Below are 18,177 nucleotides of genomic sequence, written 5' to 3'. Positions count from 1 at the left end.
CATCACATCCGGAAAACGCCGTAGCCGACTTCTTCGAGTTCCGCGTTCGCGGCGACCGACAGCGCCAGGCCGAGCACGGTCCTGGTGTCGGCTGGATCGATCACGCCGTCGTCCCACAGGCGCGCGGTCGAGTAGTACGGGTTGCCCTGGTCCTCGTACTGCCGGCGGATCGGGTCCTTGAACGCTTCCTCGTCCGCGGCGGACCACTCCTCGCCGCGTCCCTCGATCTGGTCACGGCGGACGGTCGCCAGCACGGACGCCGCCTGCTCGCCGCCCATCACCGAGATCCGGGCGTTCGGCCACATCCACAGGAACCGGGGCGAGTACGCCCGGCCGCACATCGAGTAGTTGCCCGCGCCGAACGATCCGCCGATGACCACGGTGAACTTCGGCACCCGGGCGCACGCCACCGCGGTCACCATCTTGGCGCCGTGCTTGGCGATGCCCCCGGCCTCGTAGTCCCTGCCGACCATGAAGCCGGTGATGTTCTGCAGGAACACCAAGGGAATCCGGCGCTTGTCGCACAGCTCGACGAAGTGCGCGCCCTTCAGCGCCGACTCACCGAAAAGGACACCGTTGTTGGCGATGATGCCGACCGGGTGCCCGTGGATCCGGGCGAAGCCGGTGACCAGAGTCGTGCCGTACTCCCGTTTGAACTCACGGAACCGGCTGCCGTCCACCACGCGGGCGATGACTTCCCTGACGTCGTAGGGAGTCCGCGAGTCCGTCGGTACGACACCGTAGAGCTGAGACGGGTCCACGGCGGGCTCTTCGACGGGCGCCACGTCCCAAGGCTTGGGAACACGCGGCCCCAGTGTGGACACGATCGACCGGACGATCCGCAGCGCGTGCGCGTCGTCCTCGGCCAGGTGGTCGGTCACGCCGGAGACACGGGAGTGCACGTCGCCGCCGCCGAGCTCCTCGGCGGTGACCACCTCACCGGTCGCGGCCTTCACCAACGGCGGTCCGCCCAGGAAGATCGTGCCCTGGTCGCGCACGATCACGGCCTCGTCGCTCATCGCCGGGACGTACGCACCGCCCGCGGTGCACGAGCCCAGCACGGCGGCGATCTGCGGGATGCCGCGGGCGGACATCGTGGCCTGGTTGTAGAAGATCCGGCCGAAGTGCTCGCGGTCCGGGAACACCTCGTCCTGCCGCGGCAGGAACGCACCGCCCGAGTCGACCAGGTACACGCACGGGAGGTTGTTGTGCAGCGCGACTTCCTGCGCACGCAGGTGCTTCTTCACGGTGACCGGGTAGTACGTGCCACCTTTGACCGTGGCGTCGTTGGCGACGATGACGCACTCCCGGCCGGACACCCGGCCGACGCCGGTGATGATCCCGGCGGCGGGCGCCTCGTCGGAGTACATCCCGTTGGCCGCCAACGCGGACAGTTCCAGGAACGGTGACCCGGGGTCGAGCAGCGAATCCACCCGGTCGCGGGGCAGCAGCTTGCCGCGCTCGACATGCCGCCTGCGCGCCTTCTCGGGACCGCCCTCACGCGCCTTCGCGAGACGTTCCCGCAGGTCATCGACCAGCTCGGTGTGCTCCTTGACGTAGCGCTGGTAGGCCGGATCCGACGGGTCCGCCTGGCTGCGCAGCACGGGCGCGTCCATCTCGCTCCCTGTTAGTCAGCGTTAACTCCCACCCCAATGTTAGCGCTGACTAACCCACCCGTCCAGCCACAGGCGGTCCCCTCGTGAGTGGTTTGTCCCGGTAACAGAACAAACCACTCACGAGACGGTTCCCAGCCCGGCTGGTACGCCTGTCGTGAGTGGTTTGTTCGGAATACAGCTGCACTACGAGTGGGACAAACCACTCACGAGAGAAGTCACCCCGTAACGGCGTTGAGTGCGGGCAGGTAGCCGCGCGCCTGACCGTTCTTGTTGGGGTGGTAGGACTCCTCCACCGGCCACGTGAGACTGTTGAGCCACCAGTCGCCGGAACAGATCTCGTGACCGGTCCACGCGCCGCGGATGTCGACGAACGTGAAGCCGGCCGCGGCCGCCCGCTGGGCGGTCACCTGGGCGAGCACGTCCGCGCCGCTGTTGATGGCCGAACGCTTGGTGTCCGAGAGCCCGACGTTGCAGGAGCCGGGCACCTTGTAGAACCTCGGGTAGCCGAGCACGACCACGCGCGCGGACGGTGACCGCTGCCGGATCGCCGAGTACACGTTGTCCAGTCTGGCGGGCAGGGTGTTGCGGGCGAACGTCTTGCCTTGTTCGACCCGGTTGACGCACGTGGAGTCGCTGCCCAGGGTGCACGTGGTGATCACGTCGACGAAGCCAGCGTCGTTGCCGCCGATCGAGATGGTCACCAGTGTCGTGCGTGCCGTCAGCGACCCGAGCTGGCTGTTGAGCACATCCGTTGTGGTCGCGCCGGAGCACGCCGCGAAGTTGAAGGAGGCGGGCGCATGGGTGTTCGCCCACAGTTGCGGATACGCGTTGGTGCTGCGCTTGCAGCCACCACCGCTGTACGTGCCGCCGGTACCGACACCGGATGAGTAGGAATCACCGAGTGCCACGTAGTTGTGCGCAGCCGCGTTGGCTGGTGCCGACAGCGTGGTCAGGCCCACGGCGGTTGCCGCGAGGCATAACAGGACACGGAACGATCGCCTCATCGAGTCCTCCGCGAGAAGGAGTCCCTCATGGCAGGGATGGGACTTCTCATCATCAGCGCAGGTAGCCCTGTTAAGGAAGGAACTGGTGAATTGTTAACCCGTCCGTAGGCATCCGTCGGGTGTTAGTACCCGCTAACGTCACCCGGCTAGAGTGAAGCCGTGTCGTCCCAACCGGTGCCCGCCCCCGCACCGCCGCTCAGCCGGCGAGAGCAGATCCTCGCCGCGGCGGCGGAACTGTTCGCGCGACACGGGTTCCACGGTGTCGGCATCGACGACATCGGCGCGGCGGTCGGCATTTCCGGACCCGCGCTCTATCGGCATTTCCGCAGCAAGGACGCGATGCTCGGGGAGATGCTGACGTCGATAAGCGAGATATTGCTGGAAGGCGGGCAGTCCCGCGCGCAGCGGCACCGGCAACCCCGGAGCCTGCTGGCCGAGCTGGTGCGTTTCCAGGTGGATTTCGCGCTGGACAATCCCGCGCTGATCACCGTCCAGGAACGCAACCTCGGCAACCTGACCGATCCGGACCGCCGCCGGGTGCGCGCGTTGCAGCGCCGGTACGTCGAAGTGTGGGTGCAGGCCATCCAGGACGTCGTCGAAGGCATCGACGAACCGTCCGCGCGGGCGGCGGCGCACGCGGTCTTCGGGCTGATCAATTCCACTCCGCACAGCAGGTATCTGGACCGCGGGCAAATGGCGGCGCTGCTTCGCCGAATGGCTCTCGCTGCGCTGACCGGCACCAGGGAGTAGGCTTCCGCCGGTTCTCCGCGATGACACGAATGGGTTCCCCGATGGCCGGCGACAGCGGTTGGATTCCAGCGAACCTCGATCCCGCCCGCCCTTCTTCAGCCCGGATCTACGACTACGCGCTGGGCGGCGGCCACAATCTGGCCAGTGACCGCGCGCTGTTCGAACAGGTGCTGAAGGTGCAGCCCAACGCGCGGCAGATCGTCTGGAGCAACCGCTCGTTCATGCGCCGGGCCGTGCTCTTCATGATGGACTTAGGCATCCGCCAGTTCCTCGACCTCGGTTCCGGCATCCCGACCGTCGGCAACGTGCACGAGATCGCGCACAAGGTCGATCCCGCCTGCCGGGTGGTGTACGTCGACATCGACGAGGTCGCGATCGCGCACAGCAAGCTGATGCTCGAGCACGAGGACAACGCCGCGATCGTGGAGGCCGACTTCACCCGGCCGGGTGAGGTGCTCGGGCACCCGGAGACCGTCCGGCTGCTGGACTTCACTAGGCCGATCGGGTTATTGGCGGTGGCGAGCCTGCACAGTGTTCCCACGGAAACGGACATCTACCGCCCGCTTGAGCGCTACCGCGACGCGCTCGCTGTCGGCAGCGCGCTGGCCGTCAGCCACTTCACCGCGGACTTCGAGGACGTGCACACCCAGGAGTTGATCGAGATCGTGCGGGCAGGCGCGCACAACCAGGTCTGCGCACGCACGAGGGACGAGGTGCTCGACCTGTTCGGCGATTTCGAGCTGGCCGATCCGGGCCTGGTGACGGCGGCGGCGTGGCGTCCGGACACCGCACCGGCGCCGGACGGCGGGGCGGCCGAGCGAGGGCTCTGGGCCGGGGTCGCGGTCAAGGTCCGCCGGTGACTCCGGAACGAACAGATTCCCCACCCGAAGAGTCGTAATTCTTCACCCCTATGTCCCTCGATTGGAGTAGTTGACGCTACGCTAAGCGACCATTCGTCCGTGTCGACTCGCCTGAATGGGCCGGGAGGGTGCGCCCGTCTACCGGACGAGTATTCCGCTGAGTAGCCTGACCATCACCAGAACGGACCGAGAGGTGAGCTGCAGTCGTGGATCCTTCGATCGCCACGTCCCATCGACGGCATCGATTGCCCGGACGGCGGTAATCCGGCGGCAGGTCTCGTCCGATATCCCCACCGAGTCACGTGAAGTCCCAGGAATACCCGTTGCCCCTATCGCAAGAGGTGCGTTGTGAGACCGAGCCCGAGCTCAACGCCTGCGCACCCGCAGGACAACGCCCGGTGAGCGCGCCGATGCCGCTCGATCCCGAGCGCGCCCGCAGGCGCGCCGAGGTCGCCAAGGCATGGGCGCAAGTGATCGGCCGTACCGCGTACGTGCCGATGACGGCCGACGAGATGGAGCAGTTCCTGCTCGATCAGGTGCACATCCTCGCAGATATGCTGAACGCCGAGCTGTTCGACCCGTCACCGGCGATCGAGGTGGGCAGTGCGTTGGTACAGAATGATTTCACAGGGCCCGAGAGCCTGCAGTGCACGGTCGAGATCCTCGCGGCCGCACTGCTGCTGGACTCCACCGAACCCGCCGACCGCGAGCAGGCCAACAAGGTCGTCGGCCTGCTGTCCAACCTGGCCACCGGGTACGCCACCGCGATCCGGCTGCGCACACTGGACCAGCAGGAGCACATCAAGCAGGCGCTGCTGAAGTCCAAGCGGGAGGCCGAACGGCGCGAGCGCGCCGCCAACGACCGCTTCGAGGAGGTCTTCCACGCCTCCGCGATCGGGATGGCGCTGACCGACATGGCCGGCGACTTCGTGCAGACCAACTCCGCGCTGGCGCACATCCTGGAGTGCCCGCCGGACGAACTGGCCGGCCGCAACATCCGCGAGCTGTTCCCGCCCGAGGACGCCGACGACGTGGTGATCTCGTACCGCGAGGTGACCGAGGGCATCATGCCGCGGATCAGGGAACGCCGCCGGATGGTCCGCCACGACGGCACCATCGCATGGGTCTACCTCGTGATCTCCTTGCTGCGTGACGCGAACGGCGTGCCCGCCTACCACGTCACGATGATCGAGAACCTCAGCGAGCTGCAGGCGTTGCAGAACCAGCTGGGCCAGCAGTCGGTCCGCGACATGCTCACCGGCGTCGCGAACCGCCAGCACTTCCAGTCCAAACTGGACGCCGTGCTGGAGGGCGCGGGGCCGCACACCTCGCTCACCCTGCTGCACGTCGGGATCGACTCGTTCTCCGTGATCAACAACGGTCTCGGGCACGTGGTGGGCGACCGGATGCTGCAGGTGGTGGCGAACGAGCTGCGCGACATCGTCGCGGACCACGACGCGGTGGTCGGCCGGGTGGGCGGCGACGAGTTCGCGATCCTGCTGGAGGACGGCCCAGGCGTCCCGCACTACCAGACGCTGATCGACCGGATCAACGAGCGGCTGTCCGAACCGACGTTCATCGGCGACACGGGTGTCGCGGTGTGCGTGAGCATCGGCGTGGCGCAGCACACCGGCCGGGCACACAGCAGGCTCGACCTGTTGCGGGCGGCGAACTCCGCGATGCGGCGCGCCAAGGCGGTCGGCCAGCGCCAGTGGGAGGTGCACAACGTCCACGAGGACGCCGAGCAGAAGGAACTGCTCGCGCTGACCGCGGCCATGCCCGGCGCGTGGGAGATGGGCGAGCTCGACTGCGAGTACCAGCCCGTGATCGACCTGGCGGACAACCGGGTCGTCGCGGTGGAGGTCATGCTGCGCTGGGACCACCCGACCCAAGGCATGATCGGCCACGACCGCTGCCGCGACATGGCGGAAAGCGCCGGCATGTCGCTGACGATCGGCCCATGGGCGGCGATGCGTGCCTGCCAGGACACCGTCGACCGCGGCAACAGGGACGTGATGCTGCGCTTCCGGCTGACCGAGATGCAGACCTCGGACGGCAACGTGGCCGGCGTGATCAACCATCTGGTCGCCAAGACCGGCCTGTCACCCGAGCGGATGGAGTTCGCGCTCGACGCCCGTGCCGTGGTCGCCAACCGCGGCGAGGCGCAGTCGAACATCCAGTCACTACGCGACAACGGTGTTCTGATCGGACTGCACGAGTTCACCGGTAGCCAGACCGAGTTCGCACTCGTCGAGGACGAGGAGATCCAGTCGGTGATCCTCGCCGGATCGCTGGTGACCAAGCGGCCGGATCTCCGCGAACCGGACTCGCTGGTGGCGAAGGTGACCCGCGACATGGTCCGGAACCTGCGGCAGGCAGGCGCCGCCGTGAGCGTGGTCGACGTGCCCACGACCCAGAGCGCGGCGTGGTGGCACGCGCTCGGCGCGACCTACGGGCAGGGCGACTTCACCGGACTCCCGGGAGATCTGGACAGTGTGCTCCCTGAACGCCCGGCCCCGTCGGTGAACGGGGCCTGACAGTCATCGGCAATCGTAATCAGTCGGTCAGGTGACGGATCACATGACCGGTCCTGTCATGTGGCCGTCCGGCTGGTGGAAGATGTCCTAGTGGACCCGAACCCCGAGCAACCGCAAGGCATCATCGCGGCCGCCAGCCAGGCACTGGCGTCGATGCACGCCGGTGAGGACACGAGCGCGGTCGAGCGGATGACCGCCTTCGCCGAGGAACGGGGCCGTGAAGAGGCCACCGAGCTGATGCTGATGCTGTTCCGGGAGTGCAGCGCCATGGTCGCCGCCCTCGGTTCCGGCGGAACGGCCCCGGTGAAGATGCAGGTCTACGACGACGACGGCAAAGAGGTCCCGATCGACGAAGCAGACCCGCCGGTCCGCACGGCGGTGCGCACCCTGCTGGCCGAGGTCCACGGCGACACCGAGGCGGCGAAGGACCAGATCGAAATAGCACTGGCCAACGCGGCACCGGCCGAAATGGCGATGGTGATGATGCAGGCCCTGCGCTGGACGATAAAGCTGGCCGCGGAATGCGCCAGCCGGGACCTCCCCGTCTCGCCCTGGATCACCGAGGCACTGAACTGATCCTGGGCAGGCCGCAGCGAGCACAGAACACTCTTTCGCGTTTGCTCACTCCCGTATGGTCTGCGCGCGAAGCCGGCCACACCGGCCTACTACCCGGCCAGCAACTCCTTCACCAAGGCCGAAACCTGCTCGATTTCAATGAGGAACCCATCGTGCCCATAAGGAGAGTTGACCACCCGCACCTCCCCGGCCCCCGGAATCCCGGCAGCCAACTCCTCCTGCTGGTACAGCGGATAGAGCCGATCAGAGTCGATCCCGGCGACAACAGTCCGAGCCCGAACCTGCCGCAAAGCGGAAGAAACGCCGCCCCGGTCCCGGCCGACGTCGTGCGAATTCATCGCCTCGGTCAGCACCACGTAACTCCCGGCGTCGAACCGCCGGACCAGTTTCGCAGCCTGATGATCCAAATAGGACTCGACGGCGAACCGGCCGTCGCCCTGGGGAGTCCGCCCGAACCGGGCGGTCAGCTCGGCCTCGCTCCGATAGGTCACGTGAGCGATCCGCCGAGCGACGCCCAGCCCGGCCACCGGCCCAGGAGGCGACGAGTAGTAGTCCCCGCCCAGCCACGCGGGATCCGCCCGGATGGCGTGCAACTGCGGCGAGGCCCACGCGATCTGGTCAGCGGAAGCAGCCGCGGGACAAGCGAGCAACAACAGGGACGACACCCGGGACGGGTACATGACGGCCCACTCGAGAGCCCGCATCCCGCCCATCGACCCACCGAGCACGGCGGCCCACGCCGGAATCCCCAAGGCGTCGGCGAAAAGCGCCTCAGCGGCAACCTGGTCCCGCACGGTCAACGACGGAAACCGGCTGCCCCAAGGCTTCCCGTCAGCCGCAAGCGAAGAAGGCCCGGTACTCCCCTGACAACCGCCGAGCACATTCGGCACCACCACGAAGTAATGGTTCGTGTCGACGGCCTTGCCCGGCCCGACGAGACCGTCCCACCACCCAGGCTCACCCCACTCGCCACTCCCCCCTCGTGAGTGGTTATCAGGGTTAGAACCCGGATAACCACTCACGAGGGGTGAGCTGGGGAAACCGGCGACGTGGCTGTCGCCGGTCAGGGCATGCGAGATCAGCACCGCGTTGGACTTCGACGCGTTGGGCAGACCCCATGTCTCGTACGCGATCCGCACGTCCGGTAACACGTCTCCGGACTCCAGGCGCAGCGGCTGCCGGAGATGGACCCAGCGCCTGTGGCCCGCCGGGTCCCCCTCCCGCCAGCCGCCGGTCACGTGTCGGCCTTCGCCGCGCGGAAGCCGGCCTCCAGGTCCGCCTTGAGGTCCTCAAGGCCCTCGATCCCGACCGACAGCCGCACCAGGCCCGGGGTCACACCGGCGATCAACTGCTCGTCGGGGGCAAGCTGGCTGTGCGTCGTGCTCGCCGGGTGCACGATCAGGCTGCGCACGTCACCGATGTTCACCAGTTGCGAGAACAGTTCCGTACCGTCCACAAAGGCCCGTCCGGCTTCGACGCCGCCGCGCAGCTCGAAGGACACCACGGCACCGGCGCCACGAGGCAGGTACTTCCGCGCGGCGGCGTACCACCTGCTGCTGGGCAGACCGGCGTAGTGCACGGCCTGTACCTCGTCACGCTGCTCAAGCCATTCGGCCAGCGCCTGCGCGTTGGCGACGTGCCGCTCAAGCCGCAGCGACAGCGTCTCGATGCCTTGGATGACAAGGAAACTCGTCAGCGGTGCGATGGCGGCACCGGTGTCCCGCAGGAGTTGCACGCGTAGTTTGGCCGCGAAGGCGCCGTGGCCGAGGGCGGGCCAGTACTGAAGGCCGTGGTAGCTGGGGTCCGGTTCGTGGAAGTCCGGAAACCGGGAGGCGTTGGCGCCGAAGTCGAACGTGCCGCCGTCGACGACCACGCCCGCGACCGCGGTGCCGTGCCCGCCGAGGTACTTCGTCGCCGAGTGGATCACGATGTCGGCGCCGTACTCGATGGGCCGCAGCAGATACGGCGTCGGCACGGTGTTGTCGACGATCAGCGGCACACCGGCCTCGTGCGCGACGGCCGCGACGGCTTCGATGTCGAGCACGTTGCTGCGCGGGTTGGCCAGTGACTCACCGAAGAAGAGCTTGGTGTTGGGCCGGACAGCGGCCCGCCACTCGTCGAGGTTGTCGGGGTCGTCGACGAAGCTGACCTCGATGCCCAGCTTCGGCAGCGTGTAGTGGAAAAGGTTGTACGTGCCGCCGTAGAGCGAGGCACTGGACACCAGGTGGTCGCCGGACCGGGCCAGCGTCAGGATCGCGGCCGTCTCGGCGGCCTGCCCCGAAGCGAACGCGACCGCCGCGACGCCGCCTTCGAGCGCGGCGATCCGCTGCTCGAGGACGTCCTGGGTGGGGTTGTTGATCCGGGTGTAGATGTTGCCGGGCTCGGCGAGGCTGAACAGGTCGGCCCCGTGCTGTGTGTCCCGGAAGACGTAGGAAGTCGTTTGGTAGATCGGAGTCGCACGCGCACCCGTGGCCGGGTCGGGGGCGGCACCGGAGTGGATCTGCTTGGTCTCGAAGGACCAGCCGTCGCTTGCCATGTCTGCAGAAGCTAGCCACGGCCGAATGGCCCCACCATGGCGTCCACCTGGTGGAACCCTCACGAAAAATAAGTCTTGCAATCTGACTCTCTTAGTTTCTAAGATGCTCTCATGACTGATGTGATTGTGGTGGGTGCCGGCCTCGGCGGCACTTCAACGGCGATGTTCCTGGCCATGCGCGGAGTGGATGTGCTGCTGGTCGAGCGGCACCAGGGCACTTCGCCGCACCCCAGGGCGGCCGGCCAGCACCCGCGGACCATGGAGTTCCTGCGGATCGGGCAGGTCGCGGACGAGATCCTCGCGGCCGGTCACCCGCCGTCCGCGTTCAGGATCAAGGTGGCGGAGAGCCTGCGCGGCAAGGTGATCCACACGATCGTCGAGGACTTCGACGACGTGCTGTCACACGTCGAACAGGTCAGCCCGGCCGGCTGGGGGTCGGCGACACAGGACCAGGTCGAGCCCATCCTGTTGAACCAGGCCACAAAGCACGGTGCGACCGTGCGCTTCGCCACCGAACTGGTGTCGTTCGAGCAGGACGCCGACGGTGTCACGGCGAACCTGCTCGACATCGCCTCGGGCCGGGCGGAACAGGTCCGGGCCAAGTACCTGGTCGCCGCGGACGGAAACCGCAGCCCGGTCCGGGAACGGCTGGGCATCCCCCGGTCCGGGTTCGGCGGGCTGTCCAACCACATCGGCATCGTGTTCGACGCGGACATGTCCGAACTGCTGCCGGACGGCGAACAATGGCTCTACTACCTGCAGAACCCGGCGTTCACCGGTGCGTACATCAACGTCAACCGGCAGGACCGGCACATCTTCGCGATCGAGTACCACCCGGAGAAGGGCGAGTCGTTCGCCGACTACCCGCACTCCCGGATCATCGAGCTGATGCGGATCGGCCTGGACGCACCGGATCTCCAGCCGGAGATCCTCTGGACCGGACCGTGGGAGATGGCCGCCCGGATCGCCGACCGGTGGCGGGACGGCCGGGTGTTCCTGGTGGGCGACGCCGCCAAGGTCACTCCGCCGACCGGCGGCCTCGGCGGGAACGCCGCCGTGTGCGACGGTTTCGACCTGGCGTGGAAGCTCGCGGCGGTGCTCACCGGCGAAGCGGGTCCCGGCCTGTTGGACACGTACGAGCCGGAGCGCAAATCGGCCGCCGAGATGGTGGTCAACGAGTCGCTGTTCAACTACGTGCAGCGCATGGCCCCGCACCTGGCCGGCCCGGACATCCCCACGCCGGTCGGGCCGATCCAGGCGGTGCTGGGCGTCCGGCACACGTCCAGCGCGGTGATTCCCGAGCCGAACGACGGATCGCCGACGATGGACCCGTTCCGGATCTCCGGCGAGCCGGGATTCCGTGCGCCGCATGTGGTTCTGCCGACCGGTGAGTCCACACTGGACGTCTGGGGCGCGGGCTGGGCGCTGCTGGCCGGCCCGGACGGCGGCTGGGACAAGGTCGACGCCGGGATCCAGTACCGCTCGCTGGGCGACCAGTACGACCGGTTCGGCGTAGGCCCCGAAGGCGCGAGCCTGATCCGGCCGGACGGGATCGTGGCGTGGCGTACCACGGACAAGGCGGACGAGGTCACGCTCAAGAACGTGTTGCGCCAGGTGTTGTCTTGTTAGATTGTCCACCATGCGAGTCTTCGTGCTGGTGGTGACGTTGCTCGGTGTGCTCGTGGCCCCCGCGTCGGCTCAGCCACGACACGTTCTGTATTCGACGTATGTCGCGCTCGGCGACTCCTACGCGTCTGGTCCGGGCATCCCGAACCAAGTCGGCTTACCCGCCGGGTGTGCGCGGTCGGATCAGAACTACCCGTCCTTGATCGCCAAGTGGCTGCGTGTTCCCGGTTTCGTCGACGTGAGCTGCGGCGGCGCCAGGACGGTCGACATGACCAGGCCACAGCAGGTCTCCGGCGGGACGAACCCGCCTCAGCTCAACGCCCTGCGCGCGGACACCGAGCTGGTCACGCTGATGATCGGCGGGAACGACATCGGTTTCGGCGAGATCCTGCAGACATGCGGCCGCCTGGCGAGCCAGGACCAGCAAGGCAACCCCTGCGAACGGCACTACACCGCCGGTGGCACCGACCAGCTGGCGGCCAGGATCGCCGGAGTGGGGCCGAAGATCTCCGCGGTGCTCGACGGAATCCGCAAGCGCTCACCCCGCGCCCACGTCGTCGTGGTGGGCTACCTGCGAATCCTGCCGGCGAACGGAACCTGCTTCCCGCAGGTTCCGTTCGCCGCGGGTGACGTGCCGTACTTCGACCGCACCTCGCGCAAGCTCAACGCGGAACTCGCCGCGCGGGCCGCGAAGCACAAGGCCTCGTTCGTCAACCCGTATCCCTACTCGTACGGTCACGACGCCTGCCAGGCCGCCGACCGCAAGTGGGTCGAGGGCCTGTTCCCCTCCTCGCCCGCCGCGCAGATGCACCCGAACGCCAAGGGCATGCAGGCGGTCGCCATGCTGAGCGTGCCGACCGTCCTTTTCGGACGTTTTCAGAGGTAGAGGCTGGCGTGCTCGTCCGGCGTCTCGGCGACCACCGGCGAGGCGCCCTCGGCGAGCGCGTACAGCTCCGCGAGCGTCGCACCCCTGCTTGGCGCCACCGCCCGGCCGTCCAACCAAGCGTTGGCTTCGTGGTGCGTCAAGGGGCCGACCTCGACCTGCGCCAGGCACCGGCCCGGCCGGGTGACCGCCGGGTGCAGCCGGGCCAGGTTCTCGTTGGTGGTGATGCCGATCAGCGTCTGGCAGCCCTGGCCGAGCAGGCCGTCGGTGAGGTTGAGCAACCGGGACAACGCCTGCCCGGTCGACGACTTCGCCTCACCGCGGATCAGCTCGTCGCAGTCCTCCAGCAACAGCAAGCGCCACGGCTTGTCGTCGTTGTTCTCCTCCAACGCCACCTGCAACAGGTACGACGGGTTGTCGAACAAGCGCTCGGGGTCGAGCACGCAGTCGACCTCGCACCAGTCCCGCCACGACTGCGCGATCGCCCGCAACGCGGTGGTCTTGCCCGTGCCGGGCGGACCGTGCAGCAGCAGGAGCCTGCCGTTGAGGTCGTCCGATGTGGTCGACATCAGCCGGTCGAACGCCGCACCGACCGGCGCGGTGTAGTTGCGGCGGATGTCCTGCCACATCGGCGCGGCGATCTCCCGGGTACGACGGCGCGGGCCGTGCTCGCCCACGTACCAGAACCCCATCGTGACGTTGGCGAGATCCTCTGTCGGTTCCGCCTTGGCACCGTCGATCGCCTCGGTCAGCGCCTTTTCGGCGACCTCGTCGGACACCGCGGTGACCGACACGTGCGCGCCGTCCTCCCAGCGGAGGAACAGCAACAGCCAGCCCTCGCCTGCGGCGAGCACGCTCGATCGCTTGTCGTCCTTGGCCTCGCGCAGAATCGTCGCCGCCGCGGGCAGGAGTGTGGCGTCCTGGTTGATCGGTTCGATTCTCGCGGAACGGGACGCCGTGTGCTCGCCTGCGGTGTAAAGGCTGATGAACAAAGCGTCCAAGACATCGAAGGGGCCGTCGTGTGACGTAAGGGAAACGCGCATCGGCATGGCGGTCACCGGCTCTGGCGCGGTGACCGTCTTCACGACGTGCAGCTGCTGCTTGGACACTCCGCTATGATCGCGTGCTTTTCTGTGCGCTACAACGGATTATTCGTGCCCCACTGTTCGCCCAGCGCGTAGCGGTTGCCTTCGCCGTCCTCGAACATCGACCACCAGCCGAAGAACATTTTGCTTGGCGCGGCGGGAAATCGCACGCCCTTGGCGGTCAGTTCCCGATATGTCCGCCGAACGTCGTCGCTGTAGAACATGATGTTCGAATTCGGCAGGCTGTCCGGCGCTTCGGGCACCTGCTGTCCTGGTTCACGCGGGGACAACACCATCCGCATGTTGCCGTCGGGGGACGCGACGGCGATCCATCGCCCGTCCTCACCGTACGGCGAGTCCTCGGCGACGGTGAAGCCCATCGTCTCGGTCCAGAACCGCTTGGCCCGCTGTTGGTCTTCCACGTACAGCACGACTTGGTTGACACCACGGATCATGACTACCCCTTCCGCATATAACCATCGTGGATACAACGGTGCTGGACTGTATACTCCGGACATGAGGGACCGCAACGCCCCACCGCTCACCCCGGCCGGTTTCCAAGTGCTGCTGGCGTTGACAGGCGGCGCGACGCATGGCTACGCGGTCATGCGCTTCGTCGAAGAGGTCTCGGACGGCACGGTCCGGATCGGCCCGGGCACGCTCTACCGGACGCTGCAACGACTGGTCGCCGACGGTCTGGTCGTCGAAGTCGCCAGCGAAAGCCCTGACCCGCACGACGCACGCCGTCGCTACTACGAGCTGACCGACCTGGGGCGTGCCGCCGCCAGTCGTGAAGCGGAACTGCTGTCGCGTCTGGTGGCGGTGGCGACCGACGCGGGCCTGCTGGGAAGGCGGAAGTCAGCATGAGGCCCAGCCGTGCGGTCAGCCTCACGCCGCACGTGTTCGTGCGTGACGTACCGGCGGCGATCGAGTTCTATCGCAAGGCCTTCGGCGCGGTGGAGGTGTTCGTCAACCGCCTGCCGGACGGCACGCTGTTGTTCGTCGATCTGGCGATCGGCGGCGGCAGGCTGATCCTGAGCGAGGAGACGCCGCAGCTCAACGCGCTCAGTCCGGAGACCATCGGCGACTCCCCGGTGATGCTGCTGCTCGAGGTGGAGGACGTGGACGACCTGGCGAGGCGGGCGATCTTCGCGGGCGCGGTGGTCGAGATGCCGGTCCAGGAGATGTTCTGGGGCGAGCGCTACGGGATCGTGCGCGACCCGTTCGGGCACCGCTGGGCGCTCTGCTCGGTCCGCGACGAGATTTCACTCGATGAGGTGCTCCGGAATTCACCCAACGAGGTCTGAAGGTGAGGTGCGGTGGTGTGGCCGCCCCCGATGACGACCACACCACCGCTCGAATACCCGGCAGGCCGGGTGTGCGAGCCCCAGACGGTCACCCTGTGTCGTGAACCGCTAAACGCGGTACCCCAGGGCGCGGGTTACTAAACCCTCCACCTGGAAGACGACGCAAGCCGGTTAAAGGTTGCGTCCCGTAAGGACGAACTTTCCCGGCAAAAGGACCACACTGGAGCCCGAAACAGGGAGGGCGCATGATCACGGTGCAAGGGGTGGTCGACCGGGTCGGTCCGACGCTCCTGCGCACCGTGCTGCCCGGCGAACGTGGCGTCACCGACGTGGTGATCGCCGAGATGGGCCGGCGGACCCACGTGGCCGGCGGCGACCTCGTGCTCGGAGTCACGGTGAACGCCGCAGGCAAGGCCGCCGAGCTCGTCGACTACTGCGGAGCTCACGGCGCGGCGGCCGTGCTCCTGAAACCACCCCTCGCGGCCTCGGCAGGCGTGCTCACCGCGGCTCGTGACACGGGCACAGCGATCGTGGAGGTGCACAACGCGACCGCGTGGGCCCAGTTGGTCTGGTTACTGCGCACGGTCCTGGACGCGGCCGTGGACGACGAGTACGCCACCGAACCCGGCAACCAGGGCCTCGGCGACCTGTTCCGGCTGGCCGACGCGGCCGCCGCGGTCGTGGACGCGCCCGTGACCATCGAAGACGCCAACTCGCGGGTCCTGGCGTACTCGGCGAGGCAGGACCGGACGGACCCGGCGCGTGTCTCGACGATCATGGGCAGGCGCGTCCCGGACGACGTGCTCGCCCGCTTCCGGTCCCGTGGCGTGTTCCGCGACCTCAGCCGTGGCCGGGCGACGATCTTCGTTCCCGCGCAACAGGACGGCACGCTGCCGCGGCTGATCGTGCCGATCCGGATGGGCGGTGAGCTGCTTGGGTCGATGTGGGCGGTCGTGCCGGGCCCGGTGTCGGACGAGCGCGCCGCCGCGTTCGCGGACACCGCCCCGGTCGTGGCCCTGCACCTGCTGCGACGGCGGGCACTGGCCGACGCGGAGCGCCGCCGGTCGGCCGAGCTCGTGCGGACGGTGTTGGAAGGCAAGGGAAGCGTGCGGCTGGCCGTGGCCGAGCTCGACCTCGAGGACGAACCCCACCGGGTGGTCGCGATCGACGTGGAGACCACCGACGCGCTGGACGCCGAAGGCCTGCGGCTCGCGCTGTGGGAACGGATCACCGCTGGTGTCGGGCGTCGGCCGGCGGTGACGGACCTGCACGGCATCCTGTACGCGATCGTTCCCGACCAGGCAGGATGGCCTGCGTTGAGCGAGGCGCTGAGGAACGAGACCGGCGCGCTCGTGGGCGCCGGATCGCCTGCGGAGATCACCGAACTCGCCGAGTCACGCGCACAAGCCGAGGAGGCGCTCGGGCTCGTACGAGCGCGGTTGGTCAACGGTCACGTGGCAACGCACGACGAGGCGTGGCCAGTTGTCGCCTTGCATCGCGTCGCTGCCGCCGCCGCCCCTGCGAACGCCGCTGATCTGGGTCCGCTGTCGATGCTGCGTGTGCACGACGAACAGACCGGGTCCGCGTACGTCGACACGTTGTACGAGTGGCTACGGCACCCAGGCGACCCGAAAGCCGCAGCCCGGGCGTTGAACATCCACACCAACACGCTCCGGTACCGGATGACCCGCTTGATCGAACTGACCGGTCTCGACCTCGACAATCCGGACGTCCGGCTGGCGGTCACCGTCCAGCTCGCCACGACCCGATGGGCTTAGCGACTGTGCCTGAATCACAACGCTGGATGGATTCACTAGTGCCGTGAGCACGATGACATGGCGGAAAGTGTGCGTCACCGTGGGATAAGACACCCGGATGGAGGAGCACGCCGTGAAGATCGCAGTCCCCCGCGAGGTCAAGAACCACGAGTATCGGGTGGCCCTTACCCCGGCAGGCGCGCACGAGCTGACCTCACGTGGTCATGACGTGTACGTGCAGGCCGACGCGGGCGCCGGTTCGGCGATCCCGGACGAGGAGTTCCTCGCCGCCGGGGCGAAGATCGTGGCCACCGCCGACGAGGTGTGGGCCGAGGGCGAGATGGTGCTGAAGGTCAAGGAGCCGATCGCTTCCGAGTACCAGTACCTGCGCAAGGACCAGGTCCTCTTCACGTACCTGCACCTGGCCGCGGACCAGCCGCTGACCGACGCGCTGCTGGCCGCGGGCACCACCGGCATCGCCTACGAGACCGTGCAGGCCCCGAACGGCACCCTCCCGCTGCTCGCTCCGATGTCCGAGGTCGCCGGCCGGCTTGCCCCGCAGGTGGGCGCGTACTCGCTGATGCGTCCGTCCGGTGGCCGCGGCGTGCTGCCCGGCGGCGTGCCCGGGGTGCACCCCGCGCGGGTCGTCGTGATCGGTGGCGGCGTCGCCGGCGTGAACGCCGCCCGCATCGCGCAGGGCATGGGCGCGGACGTGGAGATCCTGGACACGAACGTGGACCGGCTCCGGCAGATCGACATCGACTTCAACGGCCGCATCCGCACCCTGACGTCCAACCGCTACAGCCTCGAACAGGCCGTGCTGGACGCCGACCTGGTGATCGGCGCGGTGCTGGTGCCCGGCGCGAAGGCCCCGAAACTGGTCAGCAACCAGCTCGTCGAGCGGATGAAGCCGGGTTCGGTGCTGGTGGACATCTCCATCGACCAGGGCGGCTGCTTCGCCGACTCCCGGCCGACCACCCACGACGACCCGACGTACCAGGTGCACCAGTCGGTGTTCTACTGCGTCGCCAACATGCCAGGCGCCGTGCCGCGGACGTCGACCTACGCGCTGACCAACGTGACGCTGCCGTATGCCGTGGCGCTCGCGGACAAGGGCTGGCACACCGCGCTGCGCGAGGACCCGTCACTCGCGTTGGGTCTGAACATGCACGGCGGCGCCCTCACCAACGCGCCCGTGGCGGCCGCACACGACCTCGTGCACACCCCATTGAACGAGATCATCTGAGACGTCGATCACGTTTACCTGCACAGATTGCTGATTAACCACAGGTAACGGCGGTGTGTGGAGAAATACCCACCACCCCCATGCAGCGCGCGGAACGAATACCGCCTAAGCTATCCATGACGGTCCGCTCCCGGTGACCCCCAGGCTGGTTGAGCGGACCGTCCTTACGCCTCCAGCCTCCCCTGCTCGGTGCTGCGCACCTTCGCCGGGGAGGCTTCAGTCCGCGTCATCTGGGGCCGAGCCCCAGACCCCACGGCGCCAGCTCCTCACCTCCCAGCGCTGGGCACGCCGCACCTGAACAAGCAACCTCCACAGCCAGCCATCCCAACCTTCCCCTGCTCGGTGCTGCGCACCCTCGCCAGAGAAACTTCAGTCCGCGACATCTGGGGCCGAG

At 67.8% G+C, this 18,177-nt stretch carries 16 protein-coding genes; 10 read left to right on the top strand and 6 right to left on the bottom strand.

Annotated elements, in window-relative coordinates; translation table 11 throughout:
* Nucleotides 1-2: 2 nt before the first annotated feature.
* Both GC106_RS39850 and GC106_RS39845 read right to left on the bottom strand, forming a co-directional pair.
* Complete coding sequence (locus GC106_RS39850; RefSeq protein WP_173141329.1) at nt 3-1,616, bottom strand: carboxyl transferase domain-containing protein; 1,614 nt, start codon at nt 1,614-1,616, stop codon at nt 3-5.
* 215 nt (nt 1,617-1,831) lie between these two features.
* Nucleotides 1,832-2,620 (bottom strand): SGNH/GDSL hydrolase family protein, encoded by a 789-nt coding sequence (locus GC106_RS39845; protein WP_173141327.1) that lies wholly within the window; start codon nt 2,618-2,620, stop codon nt 1,832-1,834.
* A 159-nt stretch (nt 2,621-2,779) separates the two neighbouring features.
* Here GC106_RS39845 and GC106_RS39840 point away from each other — a divergent pair, with 159 nt between their 5' ends.
* From GC106_RS39840 to GC106_RS39825, 4 genes are all read left to right on the top strand, one after another.
* Complete coding sequence (locus GC106_RS39840; protein ID WP_173141325.1) at nt 2,780-3,370, top strand: SACE_7040 family transcriptional regulator; 591 nt, start codon at nt 2,780-2,782, stop codon at nt 3,368-3,370.
* A 41-nt stretch (nt 3,371-3,411) separates the two neighbouring features.
* Complete coding sequence (locus tag GC106_RS39835) at nt 3,412-4,230, top strand: SAM-dependent methyltransferase (protein WP_173141323.1); 819 nt, start codon at nt 3,412-3,414, stop codon at nt 4,228-4,230.
* A 398-nt stretch (nt 4,231-4,628) separates the two neighbouring features.
* Nucleotides 4,629-6,767, top strand: a complete 2,139-nt coding sequence (locus GC106_RS39830) for a GGDEF domain-containing protein (protein WP_173141321.1) — start codon at nt 4,629-4,631, stop codon at nt 6,765-6,767.
* A gap of 90 nt (nt 6,768-6,857) precedes the next feature.
* A complete protein-coding gene (locus GC106_RS39825; protein ID WP_173141319.1) occupies nt 6,858-7,343 on the top strand; it encodes a hypothetical protein in 486 nt (161 codons plus the stop codon).
* A gap of 89 nt (nt 7,344-7,432) precedes the next feature.
* Here GC106_RS39825 and metX read toward each other — a convergent pair whose 3' ends face one another.
* Nucleotides 7,433-8,581, bottom strand: a complete 1,149-nt coding sequence (gene metX / locus GC106_RS39820; protein ID WP_173141317.1) for a homoserine O-acetyltransferase MetX — start codon at nt 8,579-8,581, stop codon at nt 7,433-7,435.
* Nucleotides 8,578-9,879, bottom strand: coding sequence for a bifunctional o-acetylhomoserine/o-acetylserine sulfhydrylase (locus GC106_RS39815; RefSeq protein ID WP_173141315.1), 1,302 nt, complete (start codon nt 9,877-9,879; stop codon nt 8,578-8,580). The genes metX and GC106_RS39815 overlap by 4 nt, the downstream gene beginning before the upstream one ends.
* A 111-nt stretch (nt 9,880-9,990) precedes the next feature.
* Here GC106_RS39815 and rdmE point away from each other — a divergent pair, with 111 nt between their 5' ends.
* Both rdmE and GC106_RS39805 read left to right on the top strand, forming a co-directional pair.
* Nucleotides 9,991-11,508: an aklavinone 12-hydroxylase RdmE gene (gene rdmE / locus GC106_RS39810; RefSeq protein WP_173141313.1), complete on the top strand. Its 1,518-nt coding sequence runs from the start codon at nt 9,991-9,993 to the stop codon at nt 11,506-11,508.
* 10 nt (nt 11,509-11,518) lie between these two features.
* Complete coding sequence (locus tag GC106_RS39805; protein ID WP_173141311.1) at nt 11,519-12,391, top strand: SGNH/GDSL hydrolase family protein; 873 nt, start codon at nt 11,519-11,521, stop codon at nt 12,389-12,391.
* Here the strand turns inward: GC106_RS39805 and GC106_RS39800 are convergent.
* Nucleotides 12,382-13,497: a DUF5925 domain-containing protein gene (locus tag GC106_RS39800; RefSeq protein ID WP_217281547.1), complete on the bottom strand. Its 1,116-nt coding sequence runs from the start codon at nt 13,495-13,497 to the stop codon at nt 12,382-12,384. The two genes, GC106_RS39805 and GC106_RS39800, sit on opposite strands and share 10 nt — an antisense overlap.
* A gap of 29 nt (nt 13,498-13,526) precedes the next feature.
* Nucleotides 13,527-13,928, bottom strand: coding sequence for a VOC family protein (locus tag GC106_RS39795; protein WP_246367901.1), 402 nt, complete (start codon nt 13,926-13,928; stop codon nt 13,527-13,529).
* 61 nt (nt 13,929-13,989) lie between these two features.
* Between GC106_RS39795 and GC106_RS39790 the strand changes: the two genes are divergently transcribed.
* The 4 genes from GC106_RS39790 (at nt 13,990) to ald (ending at nt 17,783) form a co-directional block, all read left to right on the top strand.
* The gene (locus GC106_RS39790; protein WP_173141307.1) at nt 13,990-14,340 is read left to right on the top strand and encodes a PadR family transcriptional regulator; all 351 of its coding nucleotides are present in this window, start codon (nt 13,990-13,992) and stop codon (nt 14,338-14,340) included.
* Entirely contained in the window at nt 14,337-14,780 is a 444-nt protein-coding gene (locus GC106_RS39785) for a VOC family protein (RefSeq protein WP_173141305.1), read from the top strand. Before GC106_RS39790 ends, GC106_RS39785 begins: the two co-directional genes overlap by 4 nt.
* Nucleotides 14,781-15,025: 245 nt before the next feature.
* Nucleotides 15,026-16,558, top strand: coding sequence for a PucR family transcriptional regulator (locus GC106_RS39780; protein ID WP_173141303.1), 1,533 nt, complete (start codon nt 15,026-15,028; stop codon nt 16,556-16,558).
* A 112-nt stretch (nt 16,559-16,670) separates the two neighbouring features.
* Nucleotides 16,671-17,783, top strand: a complete 1,113-nt coding sequence (gene ald, locus GC106_RS39775; protein ID WP_173141301.1) for an alanine dehydrogenase — start codon at nt 16,671-16,673, stop codon at nt 17,781-17,783.
* Nucleotides 17,784-18,177: the final 394 nt, after the last annotated feature.

It is taken from the genome of Kibdelosporangium persicum (assembly GCF_013280595.1).
GTDB classification, from domain to species: Bacteria; Actinomycetota; Actinomycetes; order Mycobacteriales; family Pseudonocardiaceae; genus Kibdelosporangium; species Kibdelosporangium persicum.
Note: the sequence above shows the minus strand (reverse complement) of the source record. Positions and strands in the feature narration are given on the sequence as shown.

Excerpts from the sequence above, each read along its gene's own strand:
- GC106_RS39850 (WP_173141329.1), bottom strand. The coding sequence starts at position 1,616 with ATGGACGCGCCCGTGCTGCGCAGCCAGGCGGACCCGTCGGATCCGGCC.
- GC106_RS39845 (WP_173141327.1), bottom strand. The coding sequence starts at position 2,620 with ATGAGGCGATCGTTCCGTGTCCTGTTATGCCTCGCGGCAACCGCCGTG.
- GC106_RS39835 (WP_173141323.1), top strand. The coding sequence starts at position 3,412 with ATGGCCGGCGACAGCGGTTGGATTCCAGCGAACCTCGATCCCGCCCGC.
- GC106_RS39815 (WP_173141315.1), bottom strand. The coding sequence starts at position 9,879 with ATGGCAAGCGACGGCTGGTCCTTCGAGACCAAGCAGATCCACTCCGGT.
- rdmE (WP_173141313.1), top strand. The coding sequence starts at position 9,991 with ATGACTGATGTGATTGTGGTGGGTGCCGGCCTCGGCGGCACTTCAACG.
- GC106_RS39805 (WP_173141311.1), top strand. The coding sequence starts at position 11,519 with ATGCGAGTCTTCGTGCTGGTGGTGACGTTGCTCGGTGTGCTCGTGGCC.
- GC106_RS39795 (WP_246367901.1), bottom strand. The coding sequence starts at position 13,928 with ATGATCCGTGGTGTCAACCAAGTCGTGCTGTACGTGGAAGACCAACAG.
- GC106_RS39790 (WP_173141307.1), top strand. The coding sequence starts at position 13,990 with ATGAGGGACCGCAACGCCCCACCGCTCACCCCGGCCGGTTTCCAAGTG.
- GC106_RS39785 (WP_173141305.1), top strand. The coding sequence starts at position 14,337 with ATGAGGCCCAGCCGTGCGGTCAGCCTCACGCCGCACGTGTTCGTGCGT.
- GC106_RS39780 (WP_173141303.1), top strand. The coding sequence starts at position 15,026 with ATGATCACGGTGCAAGGGGTGGTCGACCGGGTCGGTCCGACGCTCCTG.